The organism is Bacteroidia bacterium, from assembly GCA_027493955.1.
In the GTDB taxonomy this organism is placed as follows: Bacteria; Bacteroidota; Ignavibacteria; order SZUA-365; family SZUA-365; genus JAOSJT01.
Window position 1 is genome coordinate 1,836,227 of record JAOSJT010000001.1, and the last position, 20,010, is coordinate 1,856,236.

The 20,010-nt window shown below is 57.8% G+C and carries 14 protein-coding genes; 3 read left to right on the forward strand and 11 right to left on the reverse strand.

The features are described from left to right. Positions 1–334: 334 nt before the first annotated feature. Together M5R41_07210 and M5R41_07215 are read left to right on the forward strand one after the other, a co-directional pair. A complete protein-coding gene (locus M5R41_07210; GenBank protein ID MCZ7556171.1) occupies positions 335–2,560 on the forward strand; it encodes a T9SS type A sorting domain-containing protein in 2,226 nt (741 codons plus the stop codon). 261 nt (positions 2,561–2,821) lie between these two features. Further along, positions 2,822–4,114, forward strand: coding sequence for a M20/M25/M40 family metallo-hydrolase (locus tag M5R41_07215; GenBank protein MCZ7556172.1), 1,293 nt, complete (start codon positions 2,822–2,824; stop codon positions 4,112–4,114). A 90-nt stretch (positions 4,115–4,204) separates the two neighbouring features. On the opposite strand, the gene M5R41_07220 is transcribed toward M5R41_07215, so the two are convergent. Further along, entirely contained in the window at positions 4,205–5,839 is a 1,635-nt protein-coding gene (locus M5R41_07220; GenBank protein ID MCZ7556173.1) for a T9SS type A sorting domain-containing protein, read from the reverse strand. A 343-nt stretch (positions 5,840–6,182) separates the two neighbouring features. Here M5R41_07220 and M5R41_07225 point away from each other — a divergent pair, with 343 nt between their 5' ends. Continuing rightward, the gene (locus M5R41_07225) at positions 6,183–8,615 is read left to right on the forward strand and encodes a TonB-dependent receptor family protein (protein MCZ7556174.1); all 2,433 of its coding nucleotides are present in this window, start codon (positions 6,183–6,185) and stop codon (positions 8,613–8,615) included. Positions 8,616–8,887: 272 nt separating this feature from the next. Here M5R41_07225 and M5R41_07230 read toward each other — a convergent pair whose 3' ends face one another. From M5R41_07230 to M5R41_07275, 10 genes are read right to left on the reverse strand one after another with little or no spacing between them, the layout of a single operon-like run. Continuing rightward, positions 8,888–9,571, reverse strand: a complete 684-nt coding sequence (locus tag M5R41_07230; GenBank protein ID MCZ7556175.1) for a hypothetical protein — start codon at positions 9,569–9,571, stop codon at positions 8,888–8,890. Positions 9,572–9,608: 37 nt separating this feature from the next. Further along, on the reverse strand, positions 9,609–10,985 hold the full coding sequence (locus M5R41_07235; protein MCZ7556176.1) for a radical SAM protein: 1,377 nt from the start codon (positions 10,983–10,985) through the stop codon (positions 9,609–9,611). Continuing rightward, the gene (locus tag M5R41_07240; protein ID MCZ7556177.1) at positions 10,985–11,695 is read right to left on the reverse strand and encodes an ATP-binding cassette domain-containing protein; all 711 of its coding nucleotides are present in this window, start codon (positions 11,693–11,695) and stop codon (positions 10,985–10,987) included. The genes M5R41_07235 and M5R41_07240 overlap by 1 nt, the downstream gene beginning before the upstream one ends. Further along, a complete protein-coding gene (locus M5R41_07245; GenBank protein MCZ7556178.1) occupies positions 11,692–12,792 on the reverse strand; it encodes an ABC transporter permease in 1,101 nt (366 codons plus the stop codon). The genes M5R41_07240 and M5R41_07245 overlap by 4 nt, the downstream gene beginning before the upstream one ends. Before the next feature lie 19 nt (positions 12,793–12,811). Beyond that, a complete protein-coding gene (locus tag M5R41_07250; GenBank protein ID MCZ7556179.1) occupies positions 12,812–13,795 on the reverse strand; it encodes an NAD-dependent epimerase/dehydratase family protein in 984 nt (327 codons plus the stop codon). After that, a complete protein-coding gene (locus M5R41_07255) occupies positions 13,792–15,651 on the reverse strand; it encodes a hypothetical protein (GenBank protein MCZ7556180.1) in 1,860 nt (619 codons plus the stop codon). Before M5R41_07255 ends, M5R41_07250 begins: the two co-directional genes overlap by 4 nt. 5 nt (positions 15,652–15,656) lie before the next feature. After that, complete coding sequence (locus M5R41_07260) at positions 15,657–16,619, reverse strand: methyltransferase domain-containing protein (GenBank protein ID MCZ7556181.1); 963 nt, start codon at positions 16,617–16,619, stop codon at positions 15,657–15,659. Continuing rightward, a complete protein-coding gene (locus M5R41_07265; protein ID MCZ7556182.1) occupies positions 16,612–18,132 on the reverse strand; it encodes a B12-binding domain-containing radical SAM protein in 1,521 nt (506 codons plus the stop codon). Before M5R41_07265 ends, M5R41_07260 begins: the two co-directional genes overlap by 8 nt. Next, complete coding sequence (locus M5R41_07270) at positions 18,129–19,157, reverse strand: HAD-IIIC family phosphatase (GenBank protein ID MCZ7556183.1); 1,029 nt, start codon at positions 19,155–19,157, stop codon at positions 18,129–18,131. Before M5R41_07270 ends, M5R41_07265 begins: the two co-directional genes overlap by 4 nt. Position 19,158: 1 nt before the next feature. Then, complete coding sequence (locus tag M5R41_07275) at positions 19,159–19,434, reverse strand: acyl carrier protein (protein ID MCZ7556184.1); 276 nt, start codon at positions 19,432–19,434, stop codon at positions 19,159–19,161. Positions 19,435–20,010 lie beyond the last annotated feature (576 nt).

The window sequence follows — 20,010 nt, forward strand, 5'->3', positions numbered from 1 at the left end:
TCCGCGAGTAAATGGAGAAATGGAGCTGTGTGGCATCACCAAGCCGTAGTCGGGAAACTGATGATGCGGATGGACCTGTCCGGGATCGTGCGACGGTTGCCTGGCTCGAACAATGGCACGGAAAAGACGGTGTCAAACCGTTTTCTGCAATCTACTCCAACGGGAAGGAGAAGAAAAATTCTCACAACAGCGATAATGGCGCGACAACATCGCTGCGATGCGTACTTCCAGTGTATCGAGGGTAAAAAAAATGACCTTGCCGTCGTACACGGGATTTACGCATATTGCAAAAAGGGACGTCTGGATGATATACTCACTATCAACCTCATTCACCATGCATCACACCCGTTTTCATCACCATGCGCGTATTCTCGGCGCCAGCGGGCGCTGTCTCGTGTTCGCGATCCTGTGTGTATGTCACTTCCAGGTCGCTGTGGGCGGTTTCGTCTGCGGTGGCGACGAGGCACCGCGTCTGTCGCGACAAGGCGGCGCACTGACGGAATGGAAAGCACTACCGGGGCCGTACGGCGGCCTCGTGCGGGCCATAGTCCCGACAGCGTGGGGAGCGTGGTATGCCTGCGGCGACGGCGGCGGTGTGTACCGCTCCGATGACGACGGGCAGTCCTGGTTGCCTCTGGCTCCCATACCGCAACGAGGTTTCATGATGGAGACGCTCATACCCTTGCGTCCGGACATTATCGCAGTCGGAGGGTATCACGGCAATTTCATCTCCCGCGATGCGGGACTTTCATGGCGGGCGCTGCCGGAGAACATGAGCAGTCTCACGTTGGACTCGTCAGGAACGCTGTGCGGTCTGCGCTCCGGATCCGTCCACGTCTCCCACGATAGCGGGAGGACCTGGTCCGGACCGACGCTCCGCGCTTCGGGAGTGTTCGCCGACATCGTGTTTCAGCTCTACGCTCCGGCGCACGGTATGCTGCTGGCCAACAGCCGCCGCACCTTGTACAGAAGCACGGACGGAGGGATGAGCTGGGATTCGCTGTCCGTCCCGTTCTTTGATCGCCCCGAATTTGACGGTGGACGCCTGTTCGGCGATGACGTCAATTTGTATCTCGTGGCCTTGCCGTCAAGGTCTGATCTGATCTGGTTGTTCCGAAGTCCCGATCTCGGCCGCACGTGGACGCAAATCAGACTCCCCGTGTCGCACGACGGTCTCGTCAACGGATGCGATGCGCGGGGAAATCGGCTCATGCTCGTCGAGCGTCGGTACGAACAATGCAGCGGGGTGCTGCACAGCAGCGAGGATGCGGGACAGAGCTGGTCGCATCGCTCTCTCCCCGATTTTTCTTCGACGCATGTCATTATGCGTCCGGATGGAGACGCCTTTGTCAGCAGCTACGATGCACTGTATCACGTTTCACCGTACAGCGACAAGACGATCGATGTCGGCAAGGGGATGGTGACCTCGGTAGTACGCTCCATGGCGGCGCTCTCCGACTCCATTCTCCTCGCCGGTACGCATTCGATACTCTTTCGCAGCACCGATGCGGGTGCGACTTGGAGCGACGTCAGGAAAATCCCTTCCTGCAAATGGTTCGGCGAACAGATCGTCCGGCTTGGAAACGGCGCGTTGTTCATCATGGGAAGCGATGAATCTCTCGTTCCCATGCTCCTGCGCAGCGACGACAGCGGCGCGACCTGGCAAGCCCTGAATCCGCCGCGATGGGATCAGTCGCCCGAGATTCTGGCCGGCGATGGCGGCAGACGGATTCTCGCGACCTACTATGATGGCGACATACGACTCAGCGAGGACGAGGGAGGAACATGGCGGAAACTGGCGGCTCCGCGCGGCAATGCGTCCTGCCAGGCCGCTGCGGTGGACAGCGGAGGGCGCGTCTTTGCGTGTCAGTTCGACATACTCCGCTATACGGACGACGGTAGTGAATGGAGAGTCGTGACACACGGTGTACCGGCGAGTTTCCGCTGCACCACCCTGCTGCCCGATGTGGCCGGGCAGATGTTCGCAAGCACCGCTAATGACGTGGTGTATCGCTCGACGGATCGCGGCGTCCATTGGCAGGCGCTGCCTTCGGGCCTCATTGACTGGCCGGTGCGAGGGCTGGCGGCCGATGCCCGCGGAAGAGTTTTTGTCACGGACGATGCGTACACGTATCGTCTCGATACAGTCTCGGGTGATTGGAAGAGGTTCGCACGACACGCCGGTTTCACCATGACGCGCTCCTTCACCTGCGCCGCCTCCGGACGCCTCTTCAATGGCACACATCACTTCGGCGTGTGGACGCTCGATCCGCCGGAGGATGAACCGGTCCCACCGGTTTGGGGCTTCCGGCTGTTGCCCGGCTATCCGAATCCGCCGACAGGCGGCACGACTATACGCTTCGAAACAGACAGGTATACGATGGTCTACCTTACCATTCACGACTTGCTCGGGCGACAGGTGTTCGTGGACAGCCAATGGTGTCCGGAGGCGGGTTCGTATTCCTTCCTGTGGAGCGGAAGCGGCAGGGCAAAAGGCGTGTATCTCTGTACCCTGACCGATGGAAGCAGACGGCTGTACGGCCGGCTGTTGCTACAGTGACGGGGGACGCCGGAATCTGTTTGTCCTGTTCGAGCACGTGCGGGCGACACAGAGATGTGCTGCACGCAGCCCGTTTCGCAGAACCATGGGTACGGACAAAAGCTGCGCGGGGACCGATGTCATGTTCCACCGATGTCATGTTCCATTGCCGCGTGACGATGATACCTGCGGGAATTATCCTACATTAGCGTGTGGTACCGGTACCCGTCCGACCCGAACGGGATTTCCGCGATGTGTTGTACGAAGCAATGGGACGATGGCATGGGCAATCGGTTTGACTCCTCCCCCCTCGCACGACGCACGGTCGTTGCGGCAATGTTCCTCATCGCAAGCCTGCCGGCAGCAGGCATCGCACAGGGACAGCAGCACTTCGGCATCGTGTCGGAACTCCCTCTGGTGACGAAAACGCTGAACACCGATTTTTCCCTCGATTCCCTGCAAACCTTTCTCAAACAGCTCTGCGGTGAGCTGCCCGTGATGGTGCATGGTACACCGACGAGCATCCCGCACCGTTTCGCGGGGAATGGTTCGCAGGAATACCGGGACGCGGCGCGGCACATCGCCAATGTATTCGAGCGCTACGGTTTGCACACCGTTCTCGAAAACAACAGAGACCCCTATACCCGATTGAACGTCATCGGGACGCTCCCCGGCCGCCGCGCCGAATATGTCATGATCTGTGCGCATTATGATTCGCGCTTCGAGGGCTGTCCCGGGACCGACGACAACGCGAGCGGCACCGCGGCGGTACTCGAGGCCGCACGGCTTCTTCACGACATCCCTTTCGAATACTCCATCAAGTTCGTCGCCTTCGGTGGCGAGGAATTGGGCCTGCTCGGCAGTAAGGCCTATGTCGCGGCGCACGGGGACGACTCCATTCGCGCCGTCATCAATCTCGACATGATAGCGTGGGACGGCAACGCCAATCGCGTCGTCCAGGTGCACAGTGAGGCGCCCACAGATTCGAACAGGGCGGAAGATCTGTTCCGTCTGATTTCCGATGTTGATGATGTGTATGGACTGCTTACCGAGGTTGCGCTTGTACGGCCGGGAATAGGAGCCAGTGATCATGCACCTTTCTGGGATGCGGGCCATCCCGCGGTGTTGCTTATCGAGGAGTTTGGCTCGGATTTCAATCCGTACTATCACTCGGAGAAGGACAACTGGATCAATATGTCCGCTGAAAAACATCAGCTGCTTTTCCGAAGCATCACGCAGCTCGCGATCGGGTCGGTGATGCATCTCGCTTCACCGATGGATCCGCTTTTGCATGTCGCAGCGTCAGCGGATCATGCAGCCGGTATGCAGATCTTCGCGTACCCCAATCCGACGCACGGGCGGACGAGTATCGCATGGAGCAGTCCCTTTCGCACTCCGGTGGTGCTGGTGGTCACCGATTTGCTCGGCCGCGAGGTGTTTCGCGCCGAACGCCAAGCCGTCGGAAGCACTCCTCAGATCGAAGCCGTCGACTTCACTTCCCTCCCTCATGGAATGTACCTGCTCCGTCTCAGCGGGGCGCAGCACGCCGTTACCGAAAAACTTCTCCTGCGCTGAGTTCCGGAAGTTGTGCTGAGGCAGGGAGGCTTCATAGGCATCGAGCGTGCCACAGCGGCACGACGCGCCGGTCGCTCCCATCGCGCTCCGCTATCCGCCTCTCTCGCCCGTGATCAGCACGGGGATGAGAGAAAGCACCCTTCCATTCCCGTTCCGTAGCATGAAGAAATACACTCCCGGCGGCTGAGCGCGCAGATCCACGCACAAGGACGAACCGAAAGCCGGCGTCGTCAGCACCCTGCGTCCCAAAACATCGGACACAGTGAGTGTAAACCCGGCTCCGACTGTGCTCACAGTACACAATCCGCTGCCGGGATTCGGATAGACGGAAAATCCGCTCGCGTCGGGTATCTCATCCGTCGAGGTCGCCTCTTTCCACTCATGCGCACCGATGTCCATGGCCGAAGCTTGCGGACGCGGCGTTTTGTCCATATCGTCCGGGACGAGCCCACCCAGGTCACTGCCGGCATCCACGACGGCAGGTAACGCCGAGGAAAGACGCAGATTCCCTGCGCCAGCCTCCACGAACCACGACGAACGCGCATCCGTGACATTTGTGGTGAGCATGGCGCTCGCTCCGTCGCGCGCGCGAATGGCCTGATTGCTGAGATTATTGACGATGTGTACGTCACGCGTGGAAGCGAAACGGTATTCGATGGCGTTGGGGTAGCTGATGAAGATGGTGTTGTTGTACACCTTCGTTCCGGGGGAGCTCTCCAGACCGATACCGACATCGGGAAAGCTGCCCCCGCCGTCATGCGCGATGAAATTGTTCCTGATAATGCCGCCGCTGTGCGTGCTGTTGCCGAGGCCGAAGCCGATGCCGCGGTCGCAGTTGATGATGAGATTGCGCTCCACGGTGCTGTTCTCGCTGGTATTCCAGAAATGCACCGCGTGCTCGGCGACCGAACCGGCGGGACTCCGGATATTTTCGAAGACATTGTCGCGCACAATCCAGTTGCGTCCCTTATGCACGTCAATTCCCCCGATGTAGTAATTGGGGCCGACTCCCGCTGTGTACTCGAACATGCAGCACTGCACGACGCCCGAGTCAATGACAGCACGCTCGGTCGCACCCTTGAGCATCTGCTGATAGGTATCCTGGATGCGCACATTATGCACCAGCAGTCCATGCCCACTTACCTGAATGCCATGATTCCCGACATTGCGTATCGTAAGGTCCGCGATCGTGACGTGATCTCCGGCGATGAGCAGGCCGTTTTCCGTCGCGGGCTGCACGTCGCGCATGCCTCTCCCCTCGAGAATGACCGAATCCCTATTGCCCGAACTGCTGCGCAGTATGACATTGCTGCCCGTGATGTACGGAAATGAGGTGGTGGAAGCGACGCGGTACACACCGTTGTCGAGCAGAATGGTCGTGTTGCCGCCCCGCGCGTTGGCTTCGTTGATGGCCGTGCGAAAGTGCTGTTCGTTTTGCACGCGAAGAAGCAGCTCATTTTGCGCAGCACAGGGAGATACGAGGTTCTTCCGCACCTGCTCGGTGGTGCAGCCGCAGTCCTGCGCATACAGCGCTTCCACGGAGAGAAGCATGAGGCCGGCGAGCGTCAGGAACAGGAGCAGTACGCTGCCGCGAAGGATGCTGCGGCGACCGGGGGATGCGCTTGTACATCCCGATACCCGACTGGAGCGGTGCAGGACGGCCGGCGGAGGGCCGGACAGAGATTGCGGATGATACGGCATGGCGGCAGCTCCGATTTCATTCATACATACTGCTGCGGGAGCGGATCCTTCCCGCCTGAACAGGCATCGTGCCCTGGCGTCGTACCGATACACGAAGTGTGCGGGCACGACCGGTGGTGATTCGGATACGAATGTACCGAAAGATAGTCTGGAATTCAATGCGGCGGCGTGGCTGCTCGGGATATGCCTGCTCGCGGATGCGTCGCAACGCATCGAAACTCGTTCCCTGTGTAACGCGGAGCGACAACGGCATTGCGTAGACACTATCCTGCGAAGAGGGGCAGTGGTCAGTGTGGTGACAGACGGGGCGAAACATTTGCGGAGCATTTTCGTACCCCACAGATCTTATGCACATCCGGAGCGCAGCATGAAAAGCTTGGTTCTCGTTGTCGGTAGCGTCCTCCTTCTCCTCCTGTCCTTTCACCACCCTGCAGCCGCAGCCACCGATAATGCGAAGGCAAGCATCATCAAAGGCACTGTCATTGATGCCGGCTCCCGGGCGCCGTTGATGTACGCAAACATCGTTCTCCGAAAAAAGTCTGATTCTTCCTTTGTATCCTCCACCTACGCCGGTGAAACAGGAGAATTTCTACTGTCCGGCGTCCCTGCGGGAGAGTATGTCCTGACGATCAGCTACGTCGGGTACACACGACAGCAACTGCCGGACGTCAGGGTCGCCGAAGGCGGAAAAGTGGTGGACCTTGGGACCGTTGCGATGCGTGAGAGCGCCGTAGAGAGTAAAGAAGTGACGGTCGAAGCCGAACGCGCTCCGGAGGAATTCCGCCTGGACAAAAAAGTCATCAACATCAGTCAATCCCTTCACGCGCGCGGTGGTTCGGCGATGGATGCACTGCGTGAACAACCGTCGGTCCGCGTCGATGAAAACGACAACCTGACGCTGCGCGGGAGCAGCAATTTCACCGTATTGATCAACGGACGGCCGGGCGCCTTTCAGGGCTCCGACGCCCTGCGGCAGATCCCGGCGAACATGATAGAGAGCATCGAGCTGATGACGAATCCCTCCGCGAAATACGAAGCGGAGGGGTCGGCAGGAATCATCAACATCATTCTCAAAAAGGAACAGCGCTACAGCAGCAGCGCCATCGTCAATATCGGCGCCGGTACGCGCGATAAGTACAACACCGACGCCACGATGACGATGAACATGGGCAGTACCACGCTCACGGCGGGAGGTGATTATCGCGACGTCACCTACCATCAGGTACAGGACGTCAACCGCGTGACCTTCATTCCGGACGGGCGCATCGTCAACAACACGGACCTTCGCAGACGGGATATCCGCGAACAGTACTCGCTGCGGCTGGGCATCGAGCACGGTTTCAGCGAAGAGCATACGGTGTCGCTGAACGGCAGCGGAGGGCACATCACGCTTCCCCGTCTTTTCACCTTCGATGTGCATAATACCGATCCCTTTCAGGATCTGTATCAGCATATAGAGAACAGTTTCGATCTCGACGCGGTGTACTATACCGCCAGTTCCGCCTATGTGTACAAGCCGGTGCCCGGAGCGCGCGAACTGACACTCGAAGGCAGCTACACACACGTGACCCTTCCCTACTCGCAGATGACGCGAGAGTTTACCACCGATGCCAACTTCATGAATATGCAGCCCGATCCGTATTCCGTGCGTATGGAAAGCGATGTCCAGCGCTTCGAGGCACGCCTCAAACTCGGCTACATGCACAAATTCAGCGACGTGAGCACGTTCGAAAGCGGCCTGCAGTCGGATGTTTCCTCCCGCAGTTACGATGTGGAGAATTCGATCTATGACTGGACGCAGCAGCAATGGACCATCGATCCCGTCCTCACCAACACCTTCGACATGGATAATTACGTCCATGCCGCGTACGGGACGTATTCCAACGCCCTGTTCGATACACACTTCCAGGTCGGTCTCCGCGCGGAGTACATGGACCGGCTGTTGGAGCAGAAGACCATGGAGGAGGATTACCGCTACGACAAGCTCGACTGGTTTCCGAGCGTCAGCGTTTCGCGGAAATTCGGAGAGCATCAGCTACAGGCGAGTTACAGCAGGCGCGTCAACCGGCCGAACGAGAACTTGCTCAATCCCTTCCCGTTCTATTCGGACAGATGGCTCAGCAGCGCAGGGAATCCGAAGCTGCTGCCGGAGTACATCAACTCCTTCGAACTCAATTATCAGAAAATGTTCGGCGGGGTGTTTGTGTCCGTCCAGACCTACGCGCGCACATCGGTGAACGGGATGTGGCAATCGCAGGTCGCCGATTCCGCCGGGAAGATGATACAGACGTTCGGAAATTTCGCGGAAAACGGCTCCATAGGAACGGAGGTGTCGGCAAGCTTGCGTCCGCTCTCCTGGCTTCGGCTCGATCCCAACGTCAATCTGTTCCACTATTCCCTTTCGGGCGACGTCTTCGGGCGGAAGCTGGAACAGAGCGCGTTTACCTGGACCGCGCGCCTCAGCGCCACAGGCACGTTCGCCACAGGTACACGCGTGCAGTTGACCGGCATGTACCTCAGCAGACAGATCAATCCGCAAACGGAAACGAAGCCGCTGTTCTTCCTCAGCGTCTCAGCGCGTCAGGACCTCTTCGACCGCGTGCTTTCTCTCACATTGCAGGCGCAGAATCTTTTGACCACCGCGTACTACACCATCAATGCGTCCGGAAGCAACTTCGCGAACTCCTTCGTCATCAAGCCGGAGGTCCCTGTCGTTAATCTTTCGTTGAGTTGGAATTTCAACAATTACAAACGCAGGGAACGTCCGAATGAGGGCGTGGATGTGAATGTCGGGATGTAGCCGAAGCAAGGCATGACGCGTCCCGACTGATTCTTCAACGTCGCTCATCCCTGACACGCGACCGTAAGCATCTGTTTGCGGTCGCAATTGTTGATGTAGCGCAGAGTTCGCAGCAGAAGTATTTCCAGCCGTACGCTGCGGGAGAAATGGGCGTTTCATGTATCGCCCATGTTTCGATGCGGGCGCGGCGGGAGAAGTGGGCGTTTCATGTATCGCACGGTCCTGCTGGCACAATCGGGTTCCTCGGACGGGGTTTCCCGAGCTGCCTGCTTCTACCGCATCCACACTCTCAGCAGGCTTACGAGGATCAGAGCGCCAAGCAAGGCAATAACGGCACCAAGGAGCTTCTGCAAGCGCATGCAATGCGAGCGCCGCAAACGCTGCGCATAACGCGAGGCGAGCCTCATGCAGGTCTGGAGATACAGAAAGTTGCCGAGACCGAAGCCCATGGCAAACACCGTCCTTCCGAAAAAGCTCCAACGGCTTAACCCCAGTGCACCTGCCTGCGACGTCAGCAGTGCGAAACCGGCGAGAAAACTTGGACTCGCGATTGTGGAGAGTTTCAGTGTGATACCGAGCAGAAGATATCCGGGAAGTGATACCCCAGCACCCTGCGACGTCACGACACGCTCACAGTGCAATGCCTCGTCAGCCATTGGTCGCTGTCTGAACACGAGATATGCACCGTAGCATCCCAGCGCGGCAACGAGAGCCAACTGTGTTCCATGAAGCAGCGATGGATACGCAGCAGCTATACGGACATACGCATCCGTTGCTGAGGTTGCTGCCGTCACTGCGAGAAAAGCATAAACGATATCAATGAGCAACACACCATAAGTGAATGCGGCAGTGCGCGAAAATCCGGAAGACAGGGCCAGGTTGAGCCCGACGAGTATCGACCCACCGGGAATAAGAGCATACAGAAAACCGATGAATATGCCTTCGAGAAGTATCATACGCCCCCCGGTACATATCCGCTATTGTTGTTCGCAATCACAAACATGGCGCACCCTCCGCATCGGCCGGGAGCACTGCCGGCACGCGATGCTTCCCGCGCAGCCGCTTCAGTCGGAGATACTCGCGCCTGAACAACCAGTTGCTGTAGAGGAAGAACACAGACAGCTTCACATCGCTGCTGACTGAACGGCGAATGATCTGACCGTACCCGGACAGACGGCCGAGTAATTCGATGAATCCTTCCTCCGCTTCTTCGGCTGTCAGATTCTTCGGTTCGTAGAGGCAAAGGTTAAAGGATGAATTGTAGCCGATGTTGTTGCGAAGAAAATCGTTCTCATCCCGTATGAGCAATCTGTTCTCTGCTTTGAGCCGTTCGTACAACACAGTCCCTGGAAGAGGAACAAGCAGATTGATCATCGGCAGCTCGATATTGTGCCGGGAGACGAGTTCGGCAAGCTGCCGGGCTGTGTCCTTTGTGTCATAGTCGAATCCATACATGAGAAATGCTGCGATCTTGATCCCGGCACTGTGGATATTGCGGATTCTTCTCTCGTAGGACTCCGCGGACAGATCCTTGTTCACGTTCTCCAGATTGGATTGCGAAAATGTTTCCAGACCGATGAACAGCGCCTTGCAGCCGACACGGCGCATGAGCTTCAGTGTTTCTACATCGTCGCCAATGTCGATCGTAGATTGTGCGCCCCAGACAAAGCGGTACTTTCTCTCAAGCATGCCCTCGCACAGCGCTTTGAGATAGCTGTGCCGGCTGTGAATGTTCGTATCGATGAACGCGATGCGCCGGGTTTTCGTATGGAGATAGTCCAGTTCCGCGAAGACGTGGCGGAGCTTGCGAACACGACAGTTCCCTTCATATATCGAGGCAACGCAGCAATAGTCGCAGCGAAAATTACAGCCGACACTGGTAAACACCGGAGTGAACAGCACACGGCTGGTATCGAAGGCTTCGTAGTCCACCTGGTAATTGATGTCCACACCGCAGCGGTACTCGCGCTGCAGCGTTCCGTTCAAAGCGTCATCGAGTATGCGTCGCATCGCTGACCTGCCGGGATTTCCGTGAACGACTGCGTCGCAGTGCGGCGCAACGAAATCGCTGCTGAGGTGCGCCTGAAAGCCACCGAATATCACAGTTTTCCCACGACGACGAAACTCCCCTGCAATTTCAATGCCACGGTAGATCTCGTACCCCATCGATGAGAGTCCGATCACAGAGGCGTCGGTGTCGAAATCGACTTCCTCGAAAAACTCGTAACAGAGCTGTTTTTCCCATTCGTCGGGCACGGCGGCGCTGAGAGCAGGAAGAGCGAGCGACATCGTATACAGACTCTTGCCCTTGAGCAGCTTGCCGAATTTGTCTCTGTACGTGGGTTGTATGAAATACACTTTCTTTTTCATCATTCACCTCTGCCTTCGGACGCGGTGATGCGGCCGCTGTCCATGAAATGAATTACGTCGGCATACTCGCGCAGACGGAGGTCGTGGCTTGCCGCGAGGACGCATTTCTTCAGATCCGCCGCGCAGGAATGGAGCAGACGTATGATTGCTTCGCCCTGCTGTGTGCCGAGACTGGCTGTGGGTTCGTCGGCAATGAGAAGATCGGCGTCGATGGCGAGTGCACGCGCTATTGCCACTCGCTGCCGTTCGCCATGGCTGAGTTCCGGCGGACGCTTGCCTGCGAGCTGCGGAATGCCTACGCGCTCAAGCGCATTCAACGTCCGGCCACGGGCGTCCGCGTTCCGCACCCCTGCGAAGCGCAGTTGCAAGTCGATATTCTCTGCCGCGGTAAGCGCATCGATGAGCAGGAACGTCTGAAAAACGAAGCCGATCCTGGCTGCGCGCAGCGCCTGAAGCTGCCTGGAGCTGTATCCGCCCAGCGTCTGTCCGAAAAGTTCCACCGTTCCACTGCACGGGGCCACGAAGCCCGCGGAAATCGTGAGCAGCGTGGTTTTACCGCTGCCGCTGGGACCGAGCAACAGCAGCAATTGCCCGGGAAAGGCATCCAGATCGATGTCAGTGAGAGCGGTATATTCGTTGCCCTGCGAAACAAATGACTTCGAAATCCCGCGCAGACGGACCGCCGGTGTGTTTGTATCATGCCGCGTCATGAGAACACCTCCGACGTAGAAATGCGCCGTACCCTTCTGCTTGCGAGCAAACCGCTGGCGATGCTGATCACGAACACCGCTACGGTGACTGCGAGGATGTGTGACGCTGTGACGAGAGCGGCCACCTCGGGTGTGATCGATTCGATCAGCAGCAGCAACGGATACAGCGCAGCCAGACCGAGACACTCGGACGCGGAACACACGAACAGCGACTGCGTCAGAACCACACGCCTGAGATAAGAGGACGGCGAACCGATGAGCTTCATTATCGCGAAGTCGTGACGCCTCTCGAGTATATTCACCGAAAGGATCAGACTCAGAATGATTGCCAGAACGACTCCCCCAATCAGCGCTATTGCGAAAAACAGCGGAAGTATACCGGACTCGACTTCGCGAATGTTGTTATCGAGAAATTGCGCATGCTGATGCACGGACAAACGCCCCGGGTACTTCAGGGCAATGTCCCGCGCCACAGATTCGGATGTGCTGCCTCCCCGCACCTGAACGATGAAGAAACTCGCCAGACCCGGCAGCTCGATGATCGACTGCTCGTAAGCCAGCGTCACAAACGCGTATTGCGTGACAAATGCGTTTGTCCCGGATGAGAGTCCAACAACCGTCAGCGAATCGTCCCGCAGCTTCAGTCGCCGGCCGAGACCAATGCCGTGCTTTGCCGCAAACGCCTGATCGAGCACGATCTCGCCGTCCCTTGTGATCGCCCGCCCTTCGGCGATGCGCGGTGGTCCGCCCAACTCTCCGGGCACGTACCCTGTGAGCAGCACTGTTGCATTGCAGCCGTCAAGCTCAATTGTTGCAAAGAACAACAGCACTGCGGTTGCCGAGGCGATGCTCTCGTGTCGGCGGATTTCATCGCAGTATGCCTCGGGCAGTATGGAAGTGCCGCGCATGATATTCGATGTGTTCGCCTGCAGCACCCATAAATCGGCGGGGGTCTGACGAACGTAATCCACCGATCCTGTCGCGACGCCATTGTACACCCCGAGAATGAAAAGTATGAGCACGATACACAGCCCGATGCCCGAAAGTGTCAGCAGCAATCGGACAGGGTGTGTTGTCAGTACGCGCAGGACATACATGCGGCACGCTCCGTGTTTTTTAATCGTCCAGACACGAACGAAGCACGACTTCAAAATCCGTCCAGCGGAATTGAAAATCCGTTTCGCGCAGTCTGGCCGAGGAAAACGTCATATCGAAGCCGGGCCTCCAGACGCCGAACGCCAGGCTGCGCCGGCCGTGCAATCGCAGTCTGCGCGCCAGCGATGGTCTTCGCTCTATCAATACGGAGATTTGTCCGAGGAGGCGCTGGCGCAGAAAGCGATACCCGGCGCCGTCGAGTGCACGAAGGTAGGCCTGAAACGCATGTTCGTAGGAGACGGAAGGCTCCGCGACGATGTTGTACACGCGGGCACTGAGCTTCTGAAGTTGCATGACATGCACGGCAGCCGCGGCCACATCGTCCACATGCACAAAATTGAAATGCTTGTTCCTGAACCCTCCGCCAAGAAGAATGCGGGAAACCGCGGCCTTCCGCAGTTCGCTTCCGAAATGCGTGTGCTCCCCGGGCCCAAACACTGCGGTGGGACGAATCACAACGGTGTCGATTTCTCTCCCGGCGCCGATCTCCGCAGCGATGCGCTCGCCCAGTAGTTTCGAGCGTCCGTACGGTTCGACTGCACGCGGCAGGATATCCTCGGTCACAGCCTGTCCGTTCTGCGCAAGCAGACCATACACTGCGGTGCTGCTGCAGTACAGCGCCTTGCCGATCCCGGCATCGGCGGCAGCTTCCCATACGCTGCGTGTGCCCTCAGCGTTGACGCGCAGGAGCTTCGCGGCTGACGTGTGCGAGGTTACCGTCGCCGCAAAATGGTACAGTTGGTCGACTCCGCGCATCGCTCCGGCGAGAGACCGGGCGTCGCAAATGTCAATCGCGACCACTTCACAATCATCGCGCCGCGGCAGGGCTTTTTCTGAGCCATGATGTCGCACACCCGCTCGCACGTGTACACCGGCGGCGAGCAGGACGTCGACGACGCGTCGTCCCACAAATCCTGATGCTCCGGTGACAAGCGCGGTTGTCATATCTGCCCCGCATCCTCCGTGCGCCTGGTGACGATGAAATCGCCGAGCGCGAGGAGATCGATATCTGTGTTCAGAAAACAGCGGATGGCATCATCCGGTGTACAAACGATGGGCTCATGCATGACGTTGAACGAAGTGTTCAGGAGGACGGGCAGGCCGGTCCGACGGCCGAACGCCCGAATCAGCTCATGGAATCGCGGGTTCGAGTCCCTTGAGACTGTTTGCACACGCGCAGTTCCGTCGACGTGTGTAACAGCAGGTATTTCACTCCTTTTATCTGGCAGCACCGGCACAACAAACAGCATGTACGGCGAATCATGCAGGCCGCTCATATCGAAGAAGTCGTGCACATCCTCTACAGTCACCGCTGGTGCAAAGGGACGGAAGCCTTCGCGGTGCTTGACCTTTGCATTGATGCGGTCTTTCATATCCGCCGGGCGGGGATCCGCGAGTATGCTTCTGTTGCCCAGGGCACGCGGACCGAATTCCATTCTTCCCTGAAACCAGCCTGCAACCTTGCCATTCGCCAGTGCTTCTGCCACATCCTCGGTGATGTGCTCTGAGATATCCCAGGCAACTGCATCAGCATGTTTTTCCAGTGCGGCGGTGATGTCCGTGTTGTCAAAGCCCGGCCCTGTATACACGTGTCTGAGCTGCGGGCTGGCGCCGTTTCCTTCACCGTATTGATGCCATGCCTGCTGCGCTGCACCGAGGGCACCGCCTTCGTCGCCGGCCGCCGGCTGCACGAATATGTCATCGAACAGTCCCGAGCGGGCAATGACGCCGTTCATCATGCTGTTGAGTGCGACGCCGCCGGCCATGCACAGCTTGCGCAGTCCAAGACGCCGCTGTGCGTGCGTGAGCGCATGCAGCACCGCTTCTTCCAGCGCTTCCTGCAATGCTGCGGCGATATCGCAATGGTGCTGCGCGATTTCCTCTCCTCGCATCCTTGGCATGCCCAACGCCTCCGTCAGACGTGACTTCAGATCACTGCGCGCAAAGCCTTCGAGCGTATGCGAGCCATCCTCGTGGAGACGAACGAGCGAGCGGAAGAAATCGCGGTAGCGTGCAGGATTGCCATAACCGGCAAGCCCCATCACCTTGTATTCGTCGCCGAGACTCCTGAAGCCAAGCAACACGGTGACGAGCAGATACAGGGTGCCGAGTGAGGTCGGCAGCATTGTCCGCGACTCCTCGGTAATAGTGGTACCGCGACCGACTGCGAGCAGCGCGCTTTCGCGTTCGCCTGTTCCGTCGATGGTATAGATCAGCGCCTCGTGGAATCCCGACGGGTAAAATGCGCTGGCCGCATGCGCAAGGTGATGCGGGACTTGCTCGAAGCGCCGCGGAGAGCCGCCAGTCATGGCTTCGAACTGGCGAAGCAGCACAGGCAGATCCATCATTTCCATAAACACCTTTCGGTACGAATCGCCGATCATGGCGGACTCGTCCGGTGACACGAAGGGTGCGATCAGAGCCTGCCTGTCCGCTATGGCTTGCGAATCAAAGCGGCAATAATGCGCCACAATATCCACATCATCGATGCCGATGCCTGCTTCTTTCAGGCAGTACGCGATCGCATGTTTCGGCAACAGCGTATTCCCCGCAAGATTGAGAGCGAACTTCGCTCGGGTAAAGCGCTCCTCCGCAGCGCAGGCGACGAGCTCGCCGTCGCACAGCAGCGCGGCGGATGCATCATGCCCGAAGAAGCCGAGCGGGAACATCTGAAACGGCACCTCGCCTTCATGAAACATAAAAACGGAGTCGAAATCCTGCTTCGTTTTTGCAAAGGGATTGCGGTAGCCGTCCGCAGACCGCGAGTCGCGCGTAAAACCGCTGTAACCGAGTACATACATGGCAATTACCCTCCGGATTTCTTTCCCAGCATGAGAAAATAGCGATCGGGTTTCAACAGCAGGTCGCAGGCGATCAATTGTTCATCGCTGCTCATCAAATAATATCGACGGCGGAGCTCATCGGATCGCAGCAAAACGCTGATATCCTTTGGAGCACCGATCCATTCCTCCATGTTCAGCCCGCTTGACTGCAACAGAGCCAGGATAACGCGAAATGTGAGACTATATTCGTTGGGATTGAGAAACTGGTCAGCTATCCACGTTGCATCCTCAAAAAACGTGCGCAGCAACGGATCGGCGCTTCGCTCCCCGAGCAGATCACGGGCCGCCATGTTGTCTCCTGCCGCTTGAATGAATTCGCGTGCCACAGCAACCGCATCATCCGTCGGGTCAGCACCGAGCAACATCGCCAGCAACTCCATGTTGAGCACGTGCCGGTATCGTCCGTATGCACCGTACACCCAGAGGAACATGCTGCCTTCGTCTCCAAGCACAGCACTGATATTTCCAAGCGCAGTGTGCATATCCGCCGTGTGGTGCAGCGCGCCGAAACAGAGAATAATATCGAAAGGCTTCTCGTGTCTGAGCGGATGAAGCAGATTCCACCGATAGAACTCCGCGTTCCAGAGGCCGTGCGCCGCCACACCACACTTGGCGCGCTCAATGGAGCTGCCGGAAAGATCTACTCCGGTAAAGGTCACTGCAGGGAACTGCGCCGCGAGCGAAAGCGTCGTGTTCCCCGTCCCGCAGCCTGCGTCCAGCACGCGTACATCCCTGCCATCCTTTCTCATCGCAGTCACGAGGCGGTCGAACTTCCGTAAAAAGACGAGACTATCCTGTTCCATAGGACGCGTACCCGGAAATTGTATCGCCTCGTAGAAGCTCCGGACCTCTGCCGTCACATCCTCCTGCGAGCCTCCTACGGAATGACGCAGCGGCATGCCAGTATACCGATTCGTGTCAGACATAAAATTCTCTCTTCCTTGAGAACCGATCCGCGATAATGAAATGTCGTTTCAGGCGCGTGCGCACATAGTCATCCTCGATGTCCTCCCAACGCGTCTGCGCCGACACCACGTAGGCCATGAAGAGACCATCTATCTCGCGCGGTGTGAAATACGGCGGCATGATGTTCTCCGCACGCATCACTCTCTCCTTCGTAAATGCGAATTCCGTTATCGCCTTCTTCTTCAGCTCTATCATCCGCTCGGCGCTGAAATTGTATGGACCATCGCTTACCTGGACGTAATCGCGATTGATTTCGTTGTGTTCCTCCTTGAAATACCCCATCGACTGCGCGAGCTCGTACAGTTTTGTTCCGGGGTAATACACGACCTGGAAGAAGGTCGCCCCGCACAAAGCAGACTGCTTCGCGTATTCGATGGTGCTGAGCGCTTCTTCCTCGGTTTCAGTTGGGAAGCCGAGCATGAAGAAGCCGCGTGTCACGACTCCGGCCTCTGAAAACAAATCGATCGTGCGAAAGGCCGTGTCGAGATCGAGATTCTTCTTTATCAGCTTCTGCAGACGGGGAGACGCGGTTTCGATGGCTATAGCGGTAAACTTCGTCCCCGCCAGCGCCATTTTTTCCACAAGTTCCTCATCGACCCTGTCCGAGCGTATCGCATTCGGAAACGCGAACGTCAGATTCATGCCACTCTGGATAATCAAGTCGCAAATTCGCTTCGCCCGGTCCATATCGAGATTGAAAATGTCGTCGATCACCTGAAAGTCCGTGATCCCCAGTTCGTCATGTATCCAGCGGATCTCCTCGAACACGTTCTGTGCGGACCTGGGTCGGAAGGTCTTGCCCAGAATATTGTGACAATACGCGCAGCGGTAGGGACATCCGCGCGACGTCATGATATTCGCATGCGGCGTCGATACCTTAGCAGCGAAGCTGAGGTAGCGGTTCGAAAAAATATCGAGATCCACGACCGAGTAATCCGGAAACGGGAGCGCATCGAGATCGTTGATCACGGCGCGGGGAGGATTTTTGACCATGCTTCCATTGTTCCGAAACGCGATGCCCTCGACGTGCGCGTAGGGCACGCGATCGAGCAGGCACTGCGTCAATTCAAGCAGTGTCAGCTCGCCTTCCCCGATAACGGCCACATCAACCAGACCTGTCGACAGCACATCGCCCGGATCGTCGGACGCGTATGGACCGCCGGCGAGAAGCACGCAATCGCTTCGCCACCCCTTCACAACCCGGGCCACAGTGTGGACACAATCGCTGCTGAGCGTGAGTGAGCGTAGCCCCACGACGTCCGGCTGTGCTTCCTCCAGCAGGCGCTGCATCGACTCGCGGTCCTGGTCTGCATGATGAGGCAGCGAAATCAGCGAGCGCAGTTCCACGTCCACCAGTGCGCCGAAGCGCTGTTTAAGTACAGCCGAAAGGTACATCAGGCCGAGCGAGTGTTCTGCGGCGGGCCATATCTCCTCGAGGCCCGAGCGGAGAATATCGACGAGCAGGAATTTCATTGTATCCTCACCCATGATGGACATACAGGCTTCTGTGAATGGTCAAGAAGAAACACAAGACTTCCATTTTCGCGAAGCTCATGCTGCCGGAAACCCGCCATCTGGAACATTGTGCGCATCATACGATTCCGATCCGTCGCTGTGTACGATGCTGTTACGCTTGCGCAGCCTCGCTCCGTCGCCTCACCTATGAGCGTGGAGAGAATCGCACGTTCGACTCCGCGCCCCATGACGCGGCACGACATCGCGAAGAGTTGAATATCCCAGCGCGCTCCGGTGGTTTCCGACATGACCGTACCGATGATACCGCAGGCGCCAAACCTGTCCCGCAGTTCCGCGACATAGAGGCTGCGGACGTCACCGGGATCCTCAAGCATGCGATATACCTCGGCCTCGTCCGGTAACAGCCCGGTAGAGTTCATCTGATGCGTGCGCTTCATCAATTCAAGAACTCGTGGAACGTCCGTGGTCGCAGCATGGCGGACGCACAACTCCATGCCGCAGGAGAGCAGGAAGTCCTCACGACTCGCGAAATCGCGCTCGGCGGCTTTCCTGGCCTCTTCCTCCTGATAGAGCCGGTTGCGCTTCATGGCCTCGGGAGTCAGCGGACCGGAATCAAAGCCAGGGAGATCCGGAAGCCCTGCTGCCTGATCCGCTGCGAAAACGCGCACGCCCGGCAGCATCCATGCGACCTGCTCGCGTTCGAAGGGATCGTCGTCGATAAAGGCCGCGGCATCCGGCGCCAGATTGAGCGTACGCACGATGTCAAGGATGTTCGTGTTTTTCGGAAGCCAGTTAATCTTCGGAGCGGTGAAATACGGGCGCAGTTGATGCTCTTCCAGGGTCCGCAGCGCGATGGCTTCATCTCCCCGGCTGGCAATGGATTGCAATATCCCGCGCCCGTGGAGAGTTTCAAGCGTCCGGACCGCCTCCGGGCGGGGTGTGACCTGTCCTTCGAGACAGATGCCGTCCCACACCGTATTATCCAGATCCCAGATCACGCATTTGCAGAGCCACGACATCATTTCACCCCTCCTCGATTACGGCGGGCTCGCTGAGCCGGCTGCGGATGTAGTCCGCGATGGAGGCGATGGTAGTGAATTTTTCCGGGATGAGATCCTCGTCGGGAATGACGATATCGAATCGTTCCTCGATATAGCCGATAAAATGGATCAGTCCGGCGGAATCGATGGTCCCGGTCTCGAACAGGTTGTCACCAAGCCCGAGCGTTGTCTGCATCTTCTGAGGAAGACAGTGCTCGCGGATAAATGCGATAAGGATAGCTTCGATATCCGTTTCCATCAGTCATCTCCTCATGGTTGTTGCACCTGGCACGGGACAATGGTGATTCGATCGCAGACAGAGGACACTGCACCGGGGTAGCAATCGCGAGACCGCGTTTCAGGCGTCCATAATGCCCGATTATCTTCTATTTTGACATTGCGCAAAGATACCTGCGATGGCAGCGAAAAACAAGTGTCGCGCATCGGGCAGCGCGTCTTCGGGCAGCGCGTCAACCGCAATTTCGCCCGCCGCTCCCCCCTCTTTGTCACAATGTTGTCAAAGTATCGTCACGGGTGCTGTTACCGAAGCACGTGGCCGTTTTTGGGCTGAGATGCCCTCGCATAGTTTAGCGGCGATAGGCCTGGCACGATGTTAGTGTCGTTTGATGCTGGAACTCCGGGAAGCACGCACATTTCAGTGTAACTACGTAGGGATTTACGTACCTCCACTCATTGAGCTTGCGGGATGAATCAGGTAGTTTTCTGCTGCACAACCCGCATCGATCCCGGCAACCTCCATTGCCGAACCTTATGGCGCCAGGCGTCACCGCATGCATGCGGGCAATGCAACACGTGAAGTCAGACATCATTTTTC

Bases quoted from the DNA above. Each gene is read 5' to 3' on its own strand.
- M5R41_07210 (MCZ7556171.1), top strand. From the start codon at position 335: ATGCATCACACCCGTTTTCATCACCATGCGCGTATTCTCGGCGCCAGC.
- M5R41_07215 (MCZ7556172.1), top strand. From the start codon at position 2,822: ATGGGCAATCGGTTTGACTCCTCCCCCCTCGCACGACGCACGGTCGTT.
- M5R41_07220 (MCZ7556173.1), bottom strand. From the start codon at position 5,839: ATGAATGAAATCGGAGCTGCCGCCATGCCGTATCATCCGCAATCTCTG.
- M5R41_07225 (MCZ7556174.1), top strand. From the start codon at position 6,183: ATGAAAAGCTTGGTTCTCGTTGTCGGTAGCGTCCTCCTTCTCCTCCTG.
- M5R41_07230 (MCZ7556175.1), bottom strand. From the start codon at position 9,571: ATGATACTTCTCGAAGGCATATTCATCGGTTTTCTGTATGCTCTTATT.
- M5R41_07235 (MCZ7556176.1), bottom strand. From the start codon at position 10,985: ATGAAAAAGAAAGTGTATTTCATACAACCCACGTACAGAGACAAATTC.
- M5R41_07240 (MCZ7556177.1), bottom strand. From the start codon at position 11,695: ATGACGCGGCATGATACAAACACACCGGCGGTCCGTCTGCGCGGGATT.
- M5R41_07245 (MCZ7556178.1), bottom strand. From the start codon at position 12,792: ATGTATGTCCTGCGCGTACTGACAACACACCCTGTCCGATTGCTGCTG.
- M5R41_07250 (MCZ7556179.1), bottom strand. From the start codon at position 13,795: ATGACAACCGCGCTTGTCACCGGAGCATCAGGATTTGTGGGACGACGC.
- M5R41_07255 (MCZ7556180.1), bottom strand. From the start codon at position 15,651: ATGTATGTACTCGGTTACAGCGGTTTTACGCGCGACTCGCGGTCTGCG.
- M5R41_07260 (MCZ7556181.1), bottom strand. From the start codon at position 16,619: ATGTCTGACACGAATCGGTATACTGGCATGCCGCTGCGTCATTCCGTA.
- M5R41_07265 (MCZ7556182.1), bottom strand. From the start codon at position 18,132: ATGAAATTCCTGCTCGTCGATATTCTCCGCTCGGGCCTCGAGGAGATA.
- M5R41_07270 (MCZ7556183.1), bottom strand. From the start codon at position 19,157: ATGATGTCGTGGCTCTGCAAATGCGTGATCTGGGATCTGGATAATACG.
- M5R41_07275 (MCZ7556184.1), bottom strand. From the start codon at position 19,434: ATGGAAACGGATATCGAAGCTATCCTTATCGCATTTATCCGCGAGCAC.